Here is a 19,820-nt window from a genome sequence, read left to right as displayed (position 1 = left end):
CAATTACGATTGTAGTGTTGTAGCTAAGCGGTTTAATTTACCGCGAATAGTACCGTCGATTACAGTGTCGCCAGACCTAATAATAAGTCCACCAACCACTGACGCGTCTTCACTACAATTCAGCTTAACTTTGCGTGCGAAACGTTTTTCAAGTGCCGCTACCAATGACTCTTGTTGCTGCGCAACAAGAGGAGTTGCAGAAATCACATCTACTTCGATTTCTTTATCGTATTCTGCTTTAAATTCAGCAAATAACTGTGCAACTTCAGGTAGAGCTGTCAAACGTCCATTTTCAGCCATCACCTTAACTAGGTTCTGACCTTGTTCGTTGAGCTGCTCAGCACAAAGTTGAATAAATAATTCAGCTTGTGCAGTAGCTGTAGGCATACTCGCTAAAACAGACGATGCTTGCTCATTGCTGGCTACATGGCCTGCAAAGAACAACATATCATTCCAGCTTTCTAGAGTGCCTTTCTCAACGGCAAGTTCAAAAGCCGCTTTAGCGTATGGGCGAGCGATAGTAGTCAAATTAGACATGCTCATACCCTCCTAATTACAGCTCAGCGACAAGTTTTTCAACGATGTCACTATGTGCGGCTTGATTAATTTCACGCTCTAAAATACGTTCTGCGCCAATCACTGCCAGAGTTGCTACTTGCTTACGTAGTTCTTCTGTTATGCGATTACGTTCAGACTCAACTTCAGAGTGCCCTTGAGCAATGATACTTTCACGCTCTTGTTGACCACGAAGTGTTTCTTCGTCAACAATTAGCACTGCACGCTTTTTAGCTTGATCAATGATATCAGCCGCTTGAGCTTTTGCATCTTTAAGCTGTTCAGCAGCTTTCTTTTGCGCAAGTTCTAAGTCTTTTTCGGCTCTATCAGAGGCAGCTAAACCATCTTCGATTTTTTTCTGGCGAGCTTCAATTGCACCGTTTAGTGGTGGCCATACGTATTTCATACAAAATAATACGAACACCGTAAACGCAATCAATTCACCGATAAGAGTGGCGTTTAAATTCACAACCGCTCCTCCTTAAATAGTAAGCTGTTCAAAGAATAAAATTAAAGTACGAACAACAATACCATAGCGATACCAACACCAATCATTGCTACAGCATCGATTAGACCAGCAAGAATAAACATCTTAACTTGTAGCGAAGGTGCAAGCTCAGGTTGACGCGCACATGCTTCAAGGAATTTACCGCCCATGTTACCAAAACCGATTGCTGTGCCGATTGCACCAAAACCGATTAGTAAAGCTACTGCGATGTATTTTAAGCCTGTTAATAATTCTAAAGCTTCCATTTATTTCTCCAAAGTTTCAATTGTAAAGTTAAAAGTAAAAGTAAAATTGTAAATCTAAAAATTAGTGATTATCTGAACTTGCCATGCTTAGGTATACAATCGTAAGCATCATGAATAAGAATGCTTGCAATGTAATAACTAGAATGTGGAATACAGCCCAAACAAAGTGCAACGGTAGTTGCATAAAACCGATAGCGCCGATCAAGATGAAAATCAACTCACCAGCATATAAGTTACCAAACAAACGTAGTGCTAATGAAAACGGTTTAGAAACGAGTGCAATCAGTTCAAGTAATAAGTTAAATGGTATCAAAATAATTTGAACAAACATGTTATTTGAGTTGAACGGATGAAGCGTTAACTCTTTAATAAACCCGCCAATACCTTTTATTTTGATTGAAAAGCCAACCATTAGTATAAATACACCCAGCGCTAGCGCTGAAGTCATATTAATGTCAGTCGTTGGTACAATTTTCATGTACACATCGTGAGAATCCATACCAAATGCAGTCTCACCAACGAAACCTGCAAATGCTGGAAGGAAATCAACTGGTATTAAATCCATTAAGTTCATTAAGAACACCCAAACGAAAATCGTTAAGGCTAATGGTGCAATAAGCTTGCTTTTACCATGGAAAGTATCGCGTACGTTGTCACCAACAAATTCTACGATTATTTCAATAAAACACTGAAATTTTCCAGGTACACCTAGTGTTGATTTTTTAGCGGCACTACGAAAGATCCATAAAAATATAAGACCTAAACCGATAGACCATGCAAGGGTATCTATATGCCATGTCCAGAATCCACTGTCCGTACATGCTTTATTGAAGGCGAGACCTGTATCGGTCGAACACATCTTAGCATTGGTCAAATGGTGCTGGATATGGCCAGATAGAGTAACTTCTTCTGCTGCCATGTTATATCCCAAAAGTTAATGTTTAAAAAAAACGGGTGCGAACAATCCAGTAAAGAGCGCCAGTATATAAGTACTAAAAAAGGGTAATAAAATTACCGGAAAATGCTTCAGTACTAGCGCAAACAATACAATTGTTAGCATAAACTTTAATCCGTTGCCGCGTTTCAACGAGGCATACGCTTGATTTGCTCGACTTGCACCCATATATCTGAATGCATAAAGTGCAAATACAAAGTGCGGAAGTACTGCTACAGCTCCACCAGCGAGTGATGAAAGCGAGGCATTGACTCCCGAACTAAAAAAAATAATTACAGCAGCAACTAATGCTACAACACCCTGAAGGCAAATTAACTTTAATACGGCAAGTCGATATGGACTCGCTAACTTATCAGTCACGTTTAGTTAACCTTTATTGCGTTCTAATTGTTAGGGTGTGAAAACTGGCGAAATTATACTTAATCCTGCCAGTTTTGCAACTTGAGTAGATGCTTTGTAACACGAAATAGCTACAAATGTCCCTTTTTAGACATGTAGAAAACTAATGGTGGGTATTGTCGTGATTGATACGATTTAAAATGCCGTCAAGTTCATCTAGGTTAGTATACGAAATAACCAGTTTACCTTTGCCTTTTTTATTGTAGTTAATCTCTACTTTAGCACCTAGATTTTCAGCGAGTTGTTGTTCTAACTGCTTAACATCTGGATCTTTTTCGGTTATTTCTTTAGCAGGTAAAGGTTCTAAAATTGAACGTACGAGCTTTTCAGTTTCTCGAACTGTTAATGCTTTAGCTACAGCTAAACGAGCAGCATCTGACTGCGCTTCACCTTCAAGGGCTAACAGGCAACGAGCATGGCCCATTTCAATATCGCCATGTTCTAACAGAATTTTTACATCACTATTTAAGTTATTTAAACGCAGTAAGTTAGTTACAGTCGTACGTGATTTACCCACCGCGTCTGCTACTTGCTGATGTGTTAATTCAAATTCTATTAGCAAACGATTAAGTGCAACTGCTTCTTCCATGGCATTTAAATCTTCACGCTGAATATTTTCTATCAGTGCAATCGCAACGGCAGCTTCATCAGGTACATCTTTAATAATACAAGGCACTGTTTCAAGCTTAGCTATTTGCGCTGCGCGCCAACGACGCTCACCAGCAATAATTTCAAAGCTATTGTGTGCAATAGGGCGCACAACAATAGGTTGAATAATACCTTGTGAGCGAATAGAACTAGCAAGCTCTTCTAGCGCCTCTTCAGACATGTCTTTACGAGGTTGGTATTTACCAGAGTGTAAAAACTCTATTGGGAGTTTTTGTAATTCACTATTATTAGCCGCGGCATTTTGCACAGCCTCAGAAACGTTTGATGTGTCTTGTTCCTTGCTTGGGCTTGGTGCAGGCTTTGACGAACTTAAAAGTGCATCGAGTCCTCGGCCTAAACCTCGTTTTTTAGCAGACATGTTATTTTTTTACCTCAAAGTTAGGCGACAACGGACGCTGTTTTTTCTTTTCTGCGTAACATTTCACCAGCGAGTGCTAAATATGCTTTAGCGCCACTTGATGCCCGGTCATAGTACATAGCAGGAGTACCAAAACTAGGTGCTTCAGCTAAACGAACATTACGCGGGATCACCGTACGGTATACTTTATCGCCAAAATGTTGTTTTAATTGTTCTGATACATCATTTGCCAAACGGTTACGCGGGTCGTACATAGTACGAAGTATGCCTTCAATTTGTAAGCTAGGATTCACTAACTTAGCAAGCTGCGTAATCGTATCCATTAATGCGGTTAACCCTTCAAGTGCATAATACTCACACTGCATTGGCACTAAAATAGAATCAGCTGCGGCCATTGCATTAACAGTTAACATATTTAGAGAGGGTGGACAGTCGATAAAAATAAATTCGTACTGGTCCTGAATTTTTTCAAGTGCATTACGTAAACGCACTTCACGGGCAAATAATTCCATCAATTTAACTTCTGCAGCGGTTACATCACCGTTTGCAGCAATCATATGGTATTCACCAGACGTTTCTTTAATGATAACGTCTTCTATAGGTTTATCTTCAATAAGTAGGTCGTAAATAGTTGGCACGTCGCCATATTTATCTACGCCACTACCCATAGTCGCATTACCTTGCGGATCGAGATCAATTAACAGCACTTTACGTTTCGTTGCAGCCATAGACGCAGCGAGGTTAACAGCGGTTGTAGTTTTACCCACTCCACCTTTTTGATTTGCTAATGCGATGACTTTTGCCACGGTGTCTCTGATCCCTAGTCTTTAGAAAGAATAATTAAATGTCGTTGTGCATCTAAATTAGGTACTTCTAATGCAATTTTTTGCTCAAACTTAACGCCTGCAGGTAGTGACTCTAGCTCTTCGCTAGGGAACACGCCTTTAAGTGCTATAAATTTACCCGAATGATCGATTAAGTGCGAACACCAGTCAACCATATCTTGTAATGAAGCAAAAGCACGACTTAGTACGCCGTCTAATTTAACACTTGGTTGATATTCTTCAACTCTTGACTGAACCGGGGTTACATTATCAAGACCAAGCTCATGTTTAACATGCATTAAAAATCGTACACGTTTACCTAAGCTATCTAATAACACAAAATGTGTATTAGGTAATGCAATTGCTAATACGATACCCGGTAATCCAGGACCCGTTCCAACATCAATATAATGATGACCGGGTAAGTGAGGCGCAACAACTAAGCTATCCATAATATGCTTAATCATCATTTCTTCAGGTAAGCGTACTGAGGTTAAGTTATAAGCCTTATTCCACTTATTCAATAACTCGACGTAACGAACTAGCTGTTGCTGTTGTTTTTCTGTTAGCGCAATATCAGTTTGCGCTAACAATGTAGTTAATTGTTGCTGTAACACTATGTACCCTTACCGTTACGCGGATTTGCGTAATAAGCCTTGCTTCTTCAGATACACTAATAATAGCGAAATCGCCGCTGGGGTGATACCAGAAATACGCGATGCTTGACCAATAGTGTCAGGACGCGACTCAATAAGCTTGGCAACTACCTCATTTGACAAACCAGATACGGTTTTATAATCAAACTCTTTTGGTAAAATTGTTTGCTCATGACGAAGCTGTTTGTTGATCTCATCTTGTTGACGCGCAATATAACCTGCGTACTTAGTATGGATCTCAACTTGTTCAAGTGCCGCTTTGTTTGTAAATTCAGATCCTAATCCTTCTATAGCCATAAGATCGTTATAACGAATCTCTGGGCGACGAAGTAATTCTTCTAAACTTGCTTCACGTGTAAGCGGTGTTTTCAGTAATGCATTTACTTGATCTACAACGGCGTGATCTTTATGAATCCACGTATCTTTAATGCGTTGCTTCTCTTTTTCGATTACTTCCATTTTTTCGTTAAATGCCTGCCAGCGTTCGTCATTAACTAAACCTAGCTCACGGCCTTTTTCAGTTAAACGAATATCAGCATTATCTTCACGAAGTAATAAACGGTATTCGGCACGACTGGTAAACATGCGGTATGGTTCTTTTGTACCCAGTGTTGCTAAGTCGTCGATTAATACACCAACGTAAGCTTCATCACGACGTGGTGTCCAAGAATCTTTGCCTTGTACTTTTAGTGCAGCATTCATACCTGCAATTAAGCCTTGTGCACCCGCTTCTTCATAGCCGGTAGTACCGTTAATTTGACCCGCAAAAAATAAACCTTCAATAAATTTAGTTTCTAAAGATTGTTTTAAATCACGTGGATCAAAGTAATCATATTCAATTGCGTAACCAGGTCGACAAATATGTGCATTTTCAAAACCTGTAATCGATTGCACAATTTCAAGTTGTACATCAAACGGTAAACTAGTCGAAATACCATTTGGGTATAATTCGTATGATGTTAAACCTTCAGGCTCAACAAATATTTGATGTTTATCTTTATCTGCAAAACGAACAATTTTATCTTCAATTGAAGGGCAGTAACGTGGACCAATACCTTCAATTACACCCGAGTACATAGGTGAGCGATGTAAGTTTTTACGAATAACATCATGTGTTTTTTCGTTTGTGTAAGTTATGTAACACGGTATCTGTTGTGGGTGATCTGATTGTTTACCCATAAACGAAAACACAGGAGTTGGTGTATCACCTGGCTGTGCTTCCATTTTTGTAAAATCAACAGTACGTGCATCAATACGTGGAGGTGTACCTGTTTTTAAACGATCAACTCTAAATGGATGTTCACGTAAGCGATCAGCTAAAGCGATTGAAGGAGGATCGCCTGCACGACCGCCTTTATAATTTTCTAAACCAATATGAATTAAGCCGCCTAAAAAAGTACCCACGGTTAAAACAACACTTGGTGCACTAAAACGTAAACCCATTTGAGTTACTACGCCAGTAACACGATCGTTTTCAACAATAAGATCATCACATGATTGTTGAAAAATCTTAAGGTTATCTTGGTTTTGTAATGTTGTTTGAATAGCCGCTTTGTACAAAGCACGATCTGCTTGTGCTCGAGTAGCACGAACAGCAGGTCCTTTTGAAGAATTTAGTGTACGAAATTGGATCCCGCCTTTATCAATGGCCTGTGCCATTGCACCACCAAGCGCGTCGATCTCTTTTACCAAATGACCTTTGCCAATCCCACCAATTGCTGGGTTGCAAGACATTTGACCAAGGGTATCCATATTGTGAGTCAGTAGCAGGGTATTCATCCCCATACGGGCAGCTGCTAATGCGGCTTCAGTGCCAGCATGTCCACCACCTACTACGATAACGTCAAAATTTTCGTGAAAAATCATTAATGGGATCCTACTTAAATCAAACCGGTAAACTTCAAAAGGGAGCGTATTCTACCTAGAAATTGGCAGAAGATAAATGATTAAACAAAGGGCAAGATCTAAGTATGTGATCTCTAATAATATAAAGGATCTTTTAAAGAGATCTTTTATTACTATTACTACTACTGATCGACTTTTCTGTTGATAAGGTTTAGATCTTCATTTAAAACATGAAATTAGATCAGATCTAAAGGTGTTAATATGATCGGATCATCCAGCAAATAAGCTCTGATCAAAAAGGCACTTTATGCACAGGGTTGAATCAGTTGGATCTTATCCAATGGATAAGCATGCTTTAAAACGCAGTTTATTCAATCTTTATCCACAAAACCTAGTAAATTATTAGTAAATTGTGGGTAACTTTATATATAACTTTTTACTTGATCTATCTATTTTATGCCTGTTTGAGCTATCCAAGAGTCTAACCATGTTAATGCAGTGTCTTCTGGTAGTGCTTCATCGAGAATATTAAGCTCTAAACGTTCTGCTACTTTTATAGCGCCTTTTTGAGTTAATAAGGCATCTATATTACGTCCTGCTAGGTTATAAGTGTCATAACTAGTGTCGCCTAAAGCTATTACTGAATATTTTAATTCAGATAAATCATCTGCTTGAGTTACATCTTCAACAAAACTAATAAGATTTTCAGGGTAATCACCTGCACCATAAGTTGATGTGCAGATTAACCAAATGGTATTTTGCTGATCAATATCGCTAAATTCAGGTTGATCATGTAGTTGCGTAGTAATACCAAGGTTATTAAGCGCGTCGCTTAATTGCTCTGCAACATACTCGGCTGATCCCATTTGGCTGCCGACAATAAGATTTACTGAACTCATGAATATTAGTGATCACATTGGTTATAATTGCCGCCTATGATAACTGAGTGAGGATAACAGTAAAGTTAAGAGTGCTTTTTTGTATAACTATTTTTGCGGTAATTTTACACTCATTCAAAATTGTGTCTTTAAGTTGTTGATAATATAGTGTTTAACAAATTATCTTTAAGTGTAATCTTCTGATCAAGTTGTTGATAACAGTGGGGAAAGCTCTGCTTAAACTGTTTTTTTAGGTTGTTTTATATTCGCTAAGTTATTGATATTACTTGTCAGTAAAAAATTAAATTGTAAATATCTCAATTTAAAATACATATTGATCATAATGTGGATATAAAGCCTGTTGATAACCTTAAATTTAGATCGAAAATAATTTTTAAAAATGATCTAATAAAGCAGATCTAATGAAATTAATTAAAAATAAGTTCATAAATAGATAAATTACAATTGATCATGAGGTTTTTGCGACTGATTTACCTAGTTTTGGTATTTATTTGAGCTGAAAATTAGGTATTGTGGATAAGTGATCTCGGTATTTTTAATTTTATGCGAATTTAGAGCTGCTATTTTTATTAATTTTGCTGGTGGAGTTAGCAGATCAAAAGTGTTGAATACTTAACAGTTGAGTTATTTTATTTAAAAATCACGGTGATTATCAAATTATATGTTGTCAAAAGTAAGCTTTTTAGAGTACTAATCAGTGTTTTTTAGCTCTTTAATTGAGCGAATAGCATTATTTTTTGCGTGTATGAGGTGTGTTTTAGTGCATTTTTGTGAGCTAAAGTAAGTATAAGGAAGCCATTTATAACTACTTTTTGTATGACATATAATGCTATTAAAGCGTGCGGTTGTTTGAAAAGGCATCGGTTTTAGCCTTAATAATAGGTGTAATTTGTGCTATTAATTCCCCCAATAAGCACTCTCAGTATTGCCTACTTTATATAATCTGACCTCTCTTAGCACGTAACAAAGGTAGTTTTGGATATGATTTTATTGGCAGTAATTTGCAGGCATCAGGTGTATAAATACATATTTTACAGCAGAATATTTTACATAAAAAAAGAGCACCTAAGTGCTCTTATAATAAAAATATATCTGTAATAGGGTGTTTATTTACCAATACAAAACGAGCTAAATATTTTGCCAAGTAAGTCGTCTGAGGTAAATTCACCTGTAATTTCATTCAAATACTGCTGTGTTAAACGCAGTTCTTCAGCGAGTATTTCACCAGCAATGTGCATTTCTAACTGTGTTTTACCCGTTTCTAAATGATACGCAGCACTTTCTAGTGCATCCAAATGACGACGGCGCGCCATAAAGCCACCTTCTGTTGCGCCTTGAAAACCTATACAAGCCTTTAAATGCTCGCGAACAAGTTCAATACCGTCAGCATTTTTAGCACTTAAGCTGATGACCGGGTATTGTTGCTCTTGCTCCATTCCGACTATGTCGCCCGATAAATCAGCTTTATTTCTGATGACCGTAACCCCCATACCTTCTGGTAATTTTGCCATAAATTCAGGCCAAATTTTGTGCGGGTCAGTATCTATAGTATCAGTGCCATCAAGCATAAATAAAACGCGATCGGCTTGGTTTATTTCATCCCATGCACGCTCAATACCTATTTGTTCTACTCTGTCTGGGCTTTCGCGTAGGCCTGCTGTATCTATAATATGCAGTGGCATACCATCTATATGTATATGCTCTCGTAGTACGTCGCGAGTGGTACCGGCTATTTCTGTTACGATTGCGGCTTCACGACCGGCTAGAGCGTTAAGCAGGCTTGATTTACCCGCATTAGGGCGACCTGCAATAACAACACGCATACCTTCGCGCATGATGCTGCCCTGCTTGGCTTGGTTGGTTACAGTGTTAAGCTGAGTAATAATCGCGTCTAAGTCGCCTGACACTTTACCATCTGATAAAAAATCAATTTCTTCATCAGGAAAATCTATTGCCGCTTCTACATACATACGTAAGTGAATTACTTTTTCTACGAGTGTTTCTATGTGCTTAGAAAATTCACCTTGGAGAGACTGTAGGGCGCTTTTAGCGGCTTGCTCGCTAGTGGCATTAATTAAGTCGGCGATGGCTTCTGCTTGTGTTAAATCAAGCTTGTCATTCATAAATGCGCGCTCAGAAAACTCACCAGGCTTTGCTAAACGAACGCCCTCTATTTTACTAATTTCTTTAAGTAACATATCCAGTACTACAGGACCGCCGTGGCCTTGTAATTCAAGTACGTCTTCACCAGTAAATGAGTTAGGACCTGCAAAGTAAATGGCAATACCTTGATCAAGTTGCTCGCCAGCAAGGCTTTTAAATGGCACATAATCGGCGTAGCGAACTTTAGGTATTTTACCAACTACTTTTTCGGCGACACTTTTAGCAAGGCTACCTGAAACGCGAATAATACCAACACCACCACGTCCAGGTGCTGTTGCTTGTGCTGCAATTGTATCTTGATTGATCATGCTATTAATTTGCCAACGATGAGTAACTTTATGCCCGTATTGTAACCTATCGATTTATTTGTAGCGAATAGCTGTGGTGAAAAACAGGCAATAAAAAAGGCGACCGAAGTCGCCTTTATATAAGTAGGAGCTTAGTTAGCCTCTTACTTTAATTCCTTTCTTTTCCATGCCACGGTAGATGATTAACATCTGGACAATAGAAATAAGGTTAGACACTAACCAGTAAAGAACTAAACCAGATGGGAACCATAAGAAGAATACAGAGAAGATAACCGGCATAAAGGTCATCATTTTTTGCTGCATTGGATCAGTAACCGTCATAGGTTGTAGCTTTTGCGTCACAAACATACTCGCACCAAATAATATTGGCAATACGTAGTACGGGTCTTTCGCAGAAAGGTCAGTTAACCAAAAAATGAATTCAGCATGGCGAAGTTCAGTAGACTCTAAGAATACGTAGAACAAGGCTAAGAAAATTGGCATTTGTAGCAAAATAGGGAAACAGCCACCCATTGGGTTAACTTTTTCTTTTTTGTACATTTCCATAGTCGCTTGACCGAACTTTTGACGGTCATCACCAAACTTTTCTTTAAGGGCTGCCATTTTAGGCTGTAGGGCACGCATTTTTGCCATTGAAGTGTATTGCGCTTTAGTAAGTGGATACATTAACGATTTAACGATAATAGTGATGGCAATAATTGCTACACCCCAGTTACCTAAAATGCTGTGTAGCCATTTTAGCAATACAAATAAAGGTTGCGAGATAAAAAATAACCAACCGTAATCTACGGTTAGGTCTAGGTCTGGGTGAATCGCTTCAAGAATATCTGATTCTTTCGGGCCCATATAATAAGTAGCAGTTAGTATTTGCTCACTACCAGCTTGAATATTTACAGCGGGATCTTTAGCACCAATAATAGCGGCATTACTTTTTGTAATTAAGCTATAAAGTGTATTTGATTGATCTTGCATTGGAACCCAAGCACTTACAAAGTAATGTTGAATAAAGGCAACGTAACCACCTTGTGTGCTTTTATTTAGGTTTTTATCAGCCATATCTGAAAAACTATACTTTTCGTATTTTTCTTCATCAGTACCGTATGCTGCACCTAAATAGTTTTGATCAACCATGCTACCTTTTTCTTGTACGGTACGCTTAATTTGCGTGTATAGCTGTACTTGAAGAGGTGCGCTGGTAGTGTTGTTAATTTTGTATTCTAAGCCTACGTCATACTGACCTTTTTTGAATACATACGTTTTAGTAAAACTAACACCATTACTATCGGTAAACTGAAGTGGAACGCGAAGCTCATCACCCGTTAAGGTATATGACTTTTGTTCGGTATTGTAAGTAGGGCGACCGTTAGCTGATGCGTCAGGGCCATTTAAGCCAATTAAGCCACTTTGTGAAAAGTATTGTTTGCCACCATCAAGCTGACCAAGAAGCATATAAGGCGTTTCACTGCCTTTTGTCTCTTCGTATTGAAGAAGGTCTGTTTCAACAATGTCACCGCCTTTGGTGTCAATTTTAACTTTAAAAACGTCAGTTGTAATTTCAATAACTGAACGCTTAGCTAAAGTTGCTGAAGCAGGTAACTCTGAATCTGACGATGAAGGAATATAATCATCCGACTCTGGTGAATTTGCTTGTAGTGTTTGTGTTGTGGCACTTGGATCGACTTTAGGCTTGTTGTAATCATTATCCCATTCTTGGAACAATAAAAACGACACTAGCATTAGGCCAATTAATAAAAACGTGCGTTGCGATTCCATAACAGCTCTTATTTCTCGTGTTGGTGGTTAATATGGGTTAATTTTTCAGGAACGGGGTCGTTTCCGCCTGAATGTAAAGGATGGCATTTTAATATGCGTTTTAAAGCTAACCAACTACCTTTTACCGATCCATGCAATTTAATTGCTTGAATAGCATAACTAGAACAGGTTGGATTAAAACGACAATGCGGACCTAACAGCGGGCTAATCCACTTTTGATAACCGCGGATAAATAACACTAAACAAAAAGTTGGTAAAGCAACAAGTGGTTTAAGTAACCTCATGATGTTTATGCCCCTACTTAAGTTTAGTGAGATAGATATCATGTATTTAAAGACTCAATTAGAAAATTTAAATGCATGATTAAAAGGTGAGCTAAAGATACATTAATTAACCCTGCAATTCTATTGCAATTAGGTTTGTTTGTTAGATTTAGCTGATTTGTTTGGGCGTTTCTTAAAAGGTGGCGGTTTAGGTGCACCTGGTTTACAGCGTTCGTTAATTTTTCGCCATAATTTAGTAAGTTGTTTGGTTATTTCTTCATTAGACTGCTCATCAATACCATTTTTAACCATAAGCACAATATCAATATTATCGATGCTGTGTTGATTTAAACGAAAACTTTCGCGAGCGAGACGTTTAATACGGTTTCGTTGGCATGCCTTTTTTACACGTTTTTTAGCAACAGTAAGACCTAACCGAGGTTTTTCTTGGTCATTTGGTTTAGCTAATAGAGTAAAGAAAGGAGTTGCAGCCCGAGCGGGTTCATTAAATATGCGAGAGTAATGCGAGGGAGTTAACAGACGTAACTCCCTGCCAAAGCTAAAGTCTTCCACTTATAAATTAAGCAGAAAGAACTTTGCGGCCTTTAGCGCGGCGACGTGCTAATACTTTACGGCCATTTACAGTTGCCATGCGAGCACGGAAGCCGTGTGCACGTTTGCGTTTTAAAACGCTAGGTTGAAAAGTTCTTTTCATAACAATCTCATCCGATCGGTTAAAGTTAAAACATCCTATACAGGTCGCGATCCTGGCATAGGTGCCATTGCGAGCGCGAGATATTATAGAGTAAGTAATGTAAAGTCAATCATAATTACGTTAAGGGTATATAACCCACCTACTACTATATAAGAGATCATATAAGGCGATCTGTTAGGATCATCATAAATAAGAAGTTTTCCACAGCCCCTGTATAAAAAGTGAATAAAAGCGGGGGAAAAGTAAATTGGATCGTAAATTTGGTTCGCGATCTTGGTGTTATTTTGTTATGATCTCCTCTCAGGATCTAAAATAAAAACTGTTTTAAATCAGCTTGTTAATGATTTTATACATCGATATCAACATTTTTATAAAAATCAATCTTTTACTTGTGGATAAAGTGTCTTCATAATACGCGGTCTTGGGTCGCTTATTGGACCATTTGAACGTAATAAATGTATGATTTATAATCATTAATGATGTGCGGGAATAAAAATTATATCTCTGGGAGTTTAACTGTGTATCTGTCGGTTTGGCAAAGTTGTTTATATGTATTGCAAGATGAGCTGCCTTCGCAGCAATTCAGTATGTGGGTAAGACCGCTACAAGCAGAAAGTACCGAAGATACCTTGACGATTTATGCACCTAATCGCTTTGTGCTTGATTGGGTGAGAGAAAAGTACCTAAATAGAATTAACGAATTACTAGTAGAGATTTGTGGTGTTGAAGCACCAAAACTACGTTTTGATGTAGGTAGTAAACCTTTATTAAATGCACAAGCTGCACCGGTTATAGAAACTCAATCGGCACCAAGTGCACACGCTTCAGCAAAACAACAGCCTCGCGAGCAAAAGCCAGTTGTTGAACCTGCACCTAAGTCAGGTTACAAATCTAACATTAAAGAAAACTATACTTTTGATAGCTTTGTTGAAGGTAAATCAAACCAATTAGCAAAAGCTGCGGCCACACAGGTTGCCGACAATCCTGGCTCTGCTTTTAACCCTGTATTTATATACGGTGGCACTGGTTTAGGTAAAACTCACTTATTACATGCAGTAGGTAATGGCATTATGGCAAATAAGCCAGATGCTAAAATTGTTTACATGCATTCAGAACGCTTTGTTCAAGACATGGTAAAGGCACTTCAAAATAATGCGATAGAAGAATTTAAGCGTTATTACCGTAGTGTTGATGCATTAATGATTGATGATATTCAATTTTTTGCTAACAAAGAGCGTTCACAAGAAGAATTTTTTCATACCTTTAATGCATTGCTTGAAGGCAACCAACAAATTATTTTAACCTCTGACCGTTACCCTAAAGAGATTGAAGGCGTTGAAGACAGGCTAAAATCACGTTTTGGTTGGGGATTAACAATTGCGATTGAGCCACCAGAGCTTGAAACACGCGTTGCTATTTTAATGAAAAAAGCCCAGCAAAGTAAGATTAACTTACCACACGAAGTTGCTTTTTTTATTGCCAAAAAATTACGTTCAAATGTTCGTGAACTAGAGGGTGCACTTAACCGTGTAATCGCTAATGCGAACTTTACCGGTCGTCCTATTTCAATCGATTTTGTAAAAGAAGCGCTACGCGATTTACTTGCCTTGCAAGATAAACTGGTTACCATAGACAATATTCAGCGCACTGTTGCTGAGTACTATCGAATTCGTATATCAGACCTGTTATCTAAGCGCCGCAGCCGCTCTATAGCGAGGCCACGCCAGGTAGCTATGGCATTGTCTAAAGAATTAACTAATCACAGCTTACCTGAGATTGGTGACGCATTTGGTGGGCGCGATCATACGACCGTATTACATGCATGTCGTAAGATAAAATCACTACGTGACGAAAGCCACGAAATTAAAGAAGATTACCAAAACTTAATAAGAACATTGTCATCTTAGGGCTGACTTTATTATGCAAATAACAATATCAAGACAACAATTTTTAAAGCCATTGGTGCAAGTGTCGGGCGCAATAGAGCGCAAACACACGTTGCCAATTTTATCTAACGTTTTGTTAGTGGTAGAAAACGGACAACTTTCAATGACGGGTACTGACCTTGAAATTGAATTAGTTTCTGGCGTATTTGTAGGTGATGATATTGCCGATACAAAACTAACGTTACCCGCTAAAAAGTTACTCGATATTTGTAAAAGTCTACCAGATGGTTCAGACATTACTTTAAGCTTGCAAGAGCATCAATTACTTTTGACCAGTGGTAAAAGCCGTTTTTCATTAACGACTTTATCGGCTGATGATTTTCCTAACTTAGAAGAGTGGGACGGAGAGGTTGAATTTCAACTAACTCGTTTAGAGCTTCGTAAGTTACTCGAAAGCACGCATTTTTCGATGGCAAATCAAGACGTACGTTATTACTTAAATGGTATGTCGTTTGAAGTAGATAATACCGACATAAAAACAGTAGCAACAGATGGCCACCGTTTAGCTATAGCGCAAAAGCAATTAACGCAATCGCTTAATACTCAACGTCAATTAATTATACCTCGCAAAGGTGTGCAAGAAATTATGCGCCTTATGGTCGCTGATGATGAATTGGTAACAATTCAGTTTGGTGCTAACCATATCCGTATTATTGATATTGAGTTTACATTTACAAGTAAACTGGTTGATGGGCGTTTTCCAGATTACCGTCGTGTATTACCACGTGGTGGCGACAAAGTAATTACAGCTAACCGAGAATGGTTACGTAATGCGTTCCAACGAGTGTCTATTTTATCTAATGAAAAGTTTCGTGGCGTACGCTTAAACTTATCAAATGGTTTATTAAAAATTACGGCCAACAACCCAGAGCAAGAACAAGCTGAAGAAGTTGTTGAAGTAAGTTACGAAGGTGCCGACCTAGAAATAGGGTTTAACGTGTCTTACGTATTAGACGTACTAAACACATTAAAAACAGAAGACGTACTATTTACATTAGCCGACTCAAACAGCAGTGCATTAATTGAAGGTGCAGGCGATGAAGAAGCAATGTACGTTGTTATGCCTATGCGTTTATAAGACTATAAATACATAATGAGCTTAAGTCATTTGAGCCTCAAATATTTTCGTAATATTGAGGCGCTGACGCTAGAACCAGTTAACGGCGTTAATATAATATATGGTGAAAATGGCAGCGGAAAAACCAGCCTTTTAGAGGCTATCTATTACCTTTCTCACGGCAAATCTTTTCGTACTCCAAAACACAAAAGTATTATCGCGCATCAGCAAGAGCAGTTTGTAATTCACGGGCGCAAAACAATACACGACTTATCTATTCCAATTGGTATTAGTAAAACCCAAACGGGTGAAACTAATTTAAAAATTCAAGGTAAGGCGAGCCGTAAAATATCCGAACTAGCTCAACTCATGCCAGTGCAAATTATTACACCAGAGAGCTATTCTTTGTTTTTTGGTGGGCCTAAAGAGCGCAGAAAGTTTTTAGATTTAGGTTTGTTCCACGTGGAACATGAGTTCTTTTTTTTATGGCAATCGTTTAATAAAGTACTTAAACAACGTAATGCATTGTTAAAAACTAAGCCCAAGAATTATTTTGACCAAATTAAGTTTTGGGACAAAGAATTTGTTAGACTGGCTGAAGAAATAAATAAATTAAGATTGGCGTATATAAGTAGGTTTAAGCAGCAGTTTTTTGATAAAATGTGTGCAGAATTAACGCTTGTACGTGATTTAGAAATGACCTTTAACGCTGGCTGGAAAGAGACCGAATCTCTTGCAGATGCGTTAGAGCAAAACTTTGAGCGAGATGCTCGCCAAGGGTTTACAAGTAAAGGCCCTCATAAGGCCGATTTTAGTTTTAGTGTCGCTGGCAACAGCGTGGAGAATACATTCTCACGCGGTCAATTGAAGTTACTATTATATGCGTTAAAAGTTACGCAAAATAGCTTAATTGAGTCAGAGACAGATAAGCAATCTATATTGCTAATAGATGATCTACCTTCAGAGTTAGGCGAAGATACAAAAGAGAAAGTGGGACAATTACTTGCTCACTGCAGTTCTCAAATTTTTATCTCTTCAATTTTGTCTGAAAGTATTTCTGCTGTGGTGGAACCCATGCAACGAGAACTACAAATGTTCCACGTGAAACATGGCAACCTAATAACAAGATAAGTGGGATTAACCATGTCTGAGAATTATGACTCGTCGAGTATTAAAGTACTTAAAGGATTAGACGCAGTAAGAAAGCGTCCTGGAATGTATATTGGGGACACCGATGATGGCACAGGCTTACACCACATGGTGTTTGAGGTCGTTGATAACTCGATCGATGAAGCCTTAGCAGGTCATTGTGATGATATTTATGTAACGATTCACTTAGACGGTTCTGTCTCAGTACGAGATAACGGTCGTGGTATTCCAACTTCTATCCATGAAGAAGAAGGCGTATCAGCAGCCGAAGTTATTATGACGGTACTTCATGCCGGTGGTAAGTTTGATGATAACTCTTATAAAGTATCAGGTGGCTTACACGGTGTTGGTGTTTCTGTTGTAAATGCACTTTCAGAAAAGCTAAAACTTACAGTTCGCCGTGAAGGTAAACTTCATGAGCAGTTTTACACTATGGGTGTTCCAGATGCACCTTTAGCTGTTATTGGCGAATCAGACACGACTGGTACAGAACTGCGTTTTTGGCCAAGTGGTGAAACATTCACAAACTTAGATTTTCATTACGAAATTTTAGCTAAGCGTTTACGCGAGCTTTCATTCCTAAATTCAGGTGTGAGCATCATTTTAAATGATGAACGTGAAGAAAATAAATCTGACCACTTTAAATACGAAGGCGGTATTCAAGCTTTCGTTGAATACTTAAACCGTAATAAAACACCTATACATAAAGGTGTATTCCATTTTACTCACGAACGTGAAGAAGATGGTATTAGCGTTGAAGTATCAATGCAGTGGAATGATGCATACCAAGAAAATATTTACTGTTTCACAAATAATATTCCACAACGTGATGGTGGTACTCACTTAGCCGGTTTTAGATCAGCGCTAACACGTACACTTAATAACTACATGGAAAAAGAAGGCTTTAACAAAAAAGCTAAAACAACCAGCAATGCTACCGGTGATGATGCCCGTGAAGGCTTAACGGCTGTTGTTAGTGTTAAAGTTCCTGATCCTAAGTTCTCATCGCAAACTAAAGACAAGCTTGTTTCAAGTGAAGTTAAGTCTGCAGTTGAACAAGCAATGGCTGAAAAATTCACTGAGTTTTTATTAGAAAACCCAACTGATGCCAAAATTGTTGTAGGTAAGATTATTGATGCCTCACGTGCTCGTGAAGCGGCGCGTAAAGCCCGTGAAATGACACGTCGTAAAGGTGCAATGGACTTAGCAGGCTTACCTGGTAAGCTAGCTGATTGCCAAGAAAAAGATCCTGCCCAATCTGAACTATATATAGTGGAAGGGGACTCTGCTGGCGGATCAGCCAAGCAGGGACGTAACCGTAAAAACCAAGCTATTCTTCCGCTTAAAGGTAAAATCTTAAACGTAGAAAAAGCACGTTTTGATAAAATGTTATCTTCACAAGAAGTAGCAACACTAATTACTGCATTAGGGTGTGGTATTGGTCGTGACGAATATAACCCTGAGAAATTACGTTACCACCGTATCATCATCATGACCGATGCGGACGTGGATGGTTCTCACATTCGTACGTTACTATTAACATTCTTCTATCGCCAAATGCCTGAAATTGTAGAACGCGGCTATATTTACATTGCTCAACCACCACTTTATAAAGTGAAAAAAGGTAAGCAGGAGCGTTATATTAAAGATGACCCTGCATTAGTTGAATACCTAACATCGCTTGCTCTTAATGGTGCAGCGTTGTATGCAAGTACAGATGCACCAGCTCTTGAAGGTGAGGCACTAGAAGAAATCGTTCACGATTATCAAAACACAGTTAAAGTAATTGAGCGTTTAAAGCGTAAATACCCTAACACGGTAATGGAACGCTTAATTTATCAAACAGAATTGAAAACTGATGACCTTTCAGATGAAGCTAAAGTAATTGCTTGGACTAAAGTGTTGGTTGACGACCTGATTGCACGTGATGAAGATGCGACTATTTTCCATGCTGGTACAGAGCATGATGCTGAGCGTAATATGTATTACCCGGTTGTGAATATTCGTCAGCACGGTGTAGATAAAGCACACGTACTTCATTATGACTTTATTGCGTCACGTGACTACCAACGCATTGCTGTGACTGGTACTAACATCGCAAACATCCTTAGCGAAGGTGCATATATTCAACGTGGTGAGAAAACAAAACCTGTTGATAACTTTGTGGATGCTTTGGAATGGTTGATCACAGAATCGAAACGCGGGATCTATATTCAACGCTATAAAGGACTGGGCGAAATGAACCCAAGCCAGCTTTGGGAGACCACAATGGATCCTAGTGCTCGCCGTATGTTACAAGTAACGATCGAAGATGCTGTTGGCGCGGATCAATTATTTGCGACCTTAATGGGTGACCAAGTAGAGCCTCGTCGTGAGTTTATTGAAAAGAACGCACTACGTGTAGTTAACTTAGACGTGTAAAAAATATTGCTTACATAGAAAAAGGAGCCTAATGGCTCCTTTTTTATTTTCTTCAATTACACAAACTGCTTAAAACCTGAGTGTACACACGGTATACTAAGGGTAATTTTCA

At 38.6% G+C, this 19,820-nt stretch carries 19 protein-coding genes; 4 read left to right on the top strand and 15 right to left on the bottom strand.

Features of this window, described 5'->3' with window-relative positions:
- Positions 1–3: 3 nt before the first annotated feature.
- The 15 genes from atpH to rpmH form a co-directional block, all read right to left on the bottom strand.
- Positions 4–537 carry a F0F1 ATP synthase subunit delta gene (gene atpH, locus GQR39_RS18690; protein WP_010555142.1) on the bottom strand — a complete coding sequence of 178 codons (534 nt, stop codon included), beginning with the start codon at positions 535–537 and terminating at the stop codon, positions 4–6.
- Positions 538–553: 16 nt separating this feature from the next.
- On the bottom strand, positions 554–1,024 hold the full coding sequence (gene atpF / locus GQR39_RS18685; RefSeq protein ID WP_004335264.1) for a F0F1 ATP synthase subunit B: 471 nt from the start codon (positions 1,022–1,024) through the stop codon (positions 554–556).
- 41 nt (positions 1,025–1,065) lie between these two features.
- Positions 1,066–1,308 carry a F0F1 ATP synthase subunit C gene (gene atpE / locus GQR39_RS18680; RefSeq protein ID WP_007585980.1) on the bottom strand — a complete coding sequence of 81 codons (243 nt, stop codon included), beginning with the start codon at positions 1,306–1,308 and terminating at the stop codon, positions 1,066–1,068.
- A 61-nt stretch (positions 1,309–1,369) separates the two neighbouring features.
- Positions 1,370–2,227, bottom strand: coding sequence for a F0F1 ATP synthase subunit A (gene atpB, locus GQR39_RS18675; protein ID WP_165736328.1), 858 nt, complete (start codon positions 2,225–2,227; stop codon positions 1,370–1,372).
- A 15-nt stretch (positions 2,228–2,242) separates the two neighbouring features.
- Complete coding sequence (locus GQR39_RS18670) at positions 2,243–2,623, bottom strand: ATP synthase subunit I (RefSeq protein WP_007585983.1); 381 nt, start codon at positions 2,621–2,623, stop codon at positions 2,243–2,245.
- Positions 2,624–2,765: 142 nt separating this feature from the next.
- A complete protein-coding gene (locus tag GQR39_RS18665; RefSeq protein ID WP_024607965.1) occupies positions 2,766–3,689 on the bottom strand; it encodes a ParB/RepB/Spo0J family partition protein in 924 nt (307 codons plus the stop codon).
- 20 nt (positions 3,690–3,709) lie between these two features.
- Entirely contained in the window at positions 3,710–4,495 is a 786-nt protein-coding gene (locus GQR39_RS18660; RefSeq protein WP_004335235.1) for a ParA family protein, read from the bottom strand.
- Positions 4,496–4,509: 14 nt separating this feature from the next.
- Positions 4,510–5,130 (bottom strand): 16S rRNA (guanine(527)-N(7))-methyltransferase RsmG, encoded by a 621-nt coding sequence (gene rsmG, locus GQR39_RS18655; RefSeq protein WP_007585988.1) that lies wholly within the window; start codon positions 5,128–5,130, stop codon positions 4,510–4,512.
- A 15-nt stretch (positions 5,131–5,145) separates the two neighbouring features.
- Positions 5,146–7,035 (bottom strand): tRNA uridine-5-carboxymethylaminomethyl(34) synthesis enzyme MnmG, encoded by a 1,890-nt coding sequence (gene mnmG, locus GQR39_RS18650; RefSeq protein ID WP_007585991.1) that lies wholly within the window; start codon positions 7,033–7,035, stop codon positions 5,146–5,148.
- A 428-nt stretch (positions 7,036–7,463) separates the two neighbouring features.
- Complete coding sequence (gene mioC, locus GQR39_RS18645; RefSeq protein ID WP_024591277.1) at positions 7,464–7,913, bottom strand: FMN-binding protein MioC; 450 nt, start codon at positions 7,911–7,913, stop codon at positions 7,464–7,466.
- Between the two features lie 1,106 nt (positions 7,914–9,019).
- Positions 9,020–10,384 carry a tRNA uridine-5-carboxymethylaminomethyl(34) synthesis GTPase MnmE gene (gene mnmE, locus GQR39_RS18640; RefSeq protein WP_007584209.1) on the bottom strand — a complete coding sequence of 455 codons (1,365 nt, stop codon included), beginning with the start codon at positions 10,382–10,384 and terminating at the stop codon, positions 9,020–9,022.
- A 135-nt stretch (positions 10,385–10,519) separates the two neighbouring features.
- Positions 10,520–12,157 carry a membrane protein insertase YidC gene (yidC, locus tag GQR39_RS18635; protein WP_165722847.1) on the bottom strand — a complete coding sequence of 546 codons (1,638 nt, stop codon included), beginning with the start codon at positions 12,155–12,157 and terminating at the stop codon, positions 10,520–10,522.
- An 8-nt stretch (positions 12,158–12,165) separates the two neighbouring features.
- Positions 12,166–12,441, bottom strand: coding sequence for a membrane protein insertion efficiency factor YidD (yidD, locus tag GQR39_RS18630; protein ID WP_101216553.1), 276 nt, complete (start codon positions 12,439–12,441; stop codon positions 12,166–12,168).
- 129 nt (positions 12,442–12,570) lie between these two features.
- The gene (gene rnpA / locus GQR39_RS18625) at positions 12,571–12,993 is read right to left on the bottom strand and encodes a ribonuclease P protein component (protein WP_007584204.1); all 423 of its coding nucleotides are present in this window, start codon (positions 12,991–12,993) and stop codon (positions 12,571–12,573) included.
- Between the two features lie 7 nt (positions 12,994–13,000).
- Positions 13,001–13,135 (bottom strand): 50S ribosomal protein L34, encoded by a 135-nt coding sequence (gene rpmH / locus GQR39_RS18620; RefSeq protein WP_004335215.1) that lies wholly within the window; start codon positions 13,133–13,135, stop codon positions 13,001–13,003.
- 518 nt (positions 13,136–13,653) lie between these two features.
- Between rpmH and dnaA the strand changes: the two genes are divergently transcribed.
- The 4 genes from dnaA to gyrB are packed head-to-tail and all read left to right on the top strand — an operon-like array spanning position 13,654 to position 19,708.
- Positions 13,654–15,042 carry a chromosomal replication initiator protein DnaA gene (gene dnaA, locus GQR39_RS18615; RefSeq protein ID WP_010555148.1) on the top strand — a complete coding sequence of 463 codons (1,389 nt, stop codon included), beginning with the start codon at positions 13,654–13,656 and terminating at the stop codon, positions 15,040–15,042.
- A 13-nt stretch (positions 15,043–15,055) separates the two neighbouring features.
- Positions 15,056–16,159, top strand: a complete 1,104-nt coding sequence (gene dnaN / locus GQR39_RS18610) for a DNA polymerase III subunit beta (RefSeq protein WP_010555149.1) — start codon at positions 15,056–15,058, stop codon at positions 16,157–16,159.
- Between the two features lie 15 nt (positions 16,160–16,174).
- Positions 16,175–17,269: a DNA replication/repair protein RecF gene (gene recF / locus GQR39_RS18605; RefSeq protein WP_008138030.1), complete on the top strand. Its 1,095-nt coding sequence runs from the start codon at positions 16,175–16,177 to the stop codon at positions 17,267–17,269.
- A 12-nt stretch (positions 17,270–17,281) separates the two neighbouring features.
- Positions 17,282–19,708, top strand: a complete 2,427-nt coding sequence (gyrB, locus tag GQR39_RS18600; protein WP_008172005.1) for a DNA topoisomerase (ATP-hydrolyzing) subunit B — start codon at positions 17,282–17,284, stop codon at positions 19,706–19,708.
- Positions 19,709–19,820: the final 112 nt, after the last annotated feature.

The organism is Pseudoalteromonas sp. C8 (assembly GCF_011378685.1).
GTDB lineage: Bacteria > Pseudomonadota > Gammaproteobacteria > Enterobacterales > Alteromonadaceae > Pseudoalteromonas > Pseudoalteromonas arctica.
This window is presented reverse-complemented; position numbering and strand designations above follow the sequence as displayed.

What these genes read in the sequence shown, in the direction of transcription:
- dnaN (WP_010555149.1), top strand. Translation starts at nt 15,056, where the DNA reads ATGCAAATAACAATATCAAGACAACAATTTTTAAAGCCATTGGTGCAA.
- atpH (WP_010555142.1), bottom strand. Translation starts at nt 537, where the DNA reads ATGTCTAATTTGACTACTATCGCTCGCCCATACGCTAAAGCGGCTTTT.
- GQR39_RS18665 (WP_024607965.1), bottom strand. Translation starts at nt 3,689, where the DNA reads ATGTCTGCTAAAAAACGAGGTTTAGGCCGAGGACTCGATGCACTTTTA.
- mioC (WP_024591277.1), bottom strand. Translation starts at nt 7,913, where the DNA reads ATGAGTTCAGTAAATCTTATTGTCGGCAGCCAAATGGGATCAGCCGAG.
- atpE (WP_007585980.1), bottom strand. Translation starts at nt 1,308, where the DNA reads ATGGAAGCTTTAGAATTATTAACAGGCTTAAAATACATCGCAGTAGCT.
- gyrB (WP_008172005.1), top strand. Translation starts at nt 17,282, where the DNA reads ATGTCTGAGAATTATGACTCGTCGAGTATTAAAGTACTTAAAGGATTA.
- mnmE (WP_007584209.1), bottom strand. Translation starts at nt 10,384, where the DNA reads ATGATCAATCAAGATACAATTGCAGCACAAGCAACAGCACCTGGACGT.
- mnmG (WP_007585991.1), bottom strand. Translation starts at nt 7,035, where the DNA reads ATGATTTTTCACGAAAATTTTGACGTTATCGTAGTAGGTGGTGGACAT.
- recF (WP_008138030.1), top strand. Translation starts at nt 16,175, where the DNA reads ATGAGCTTAAGTCATTTGAGCCTCAAATATTTTCGTAATATTGAGGCG.
- atpB (WP_165736328.1), bottom strand. Translation starts at nt 2,227, where the DNA reads ATGGCAGCAGAAGAAGTTACTCTATCTGGCCATATCCAGCACCATTTG.
- rpmH (WP_004335215.1), bottom strand. Translation starts at nt 13,135, where the DNA reads ATGAAAAGAACTTTTCAACCTAGCGTTTTAAAACGCAAACGTGCACAC.
- yidD (WP_101216553.1), bottom strand. Translation starts at nt 12,441, where the DNA reads ATGAGGTTACTTAAACCACTTGTTGCTTTACCAACTTTTTGTTTAGTG.
- yidC (WP_165722847.1), bottom strand. Translation starts at nt 12,157, where the DNA reads ATGGAATCGCAACGCACGTTTTTATTAATTGGCCTAATGCTAGTGTCG.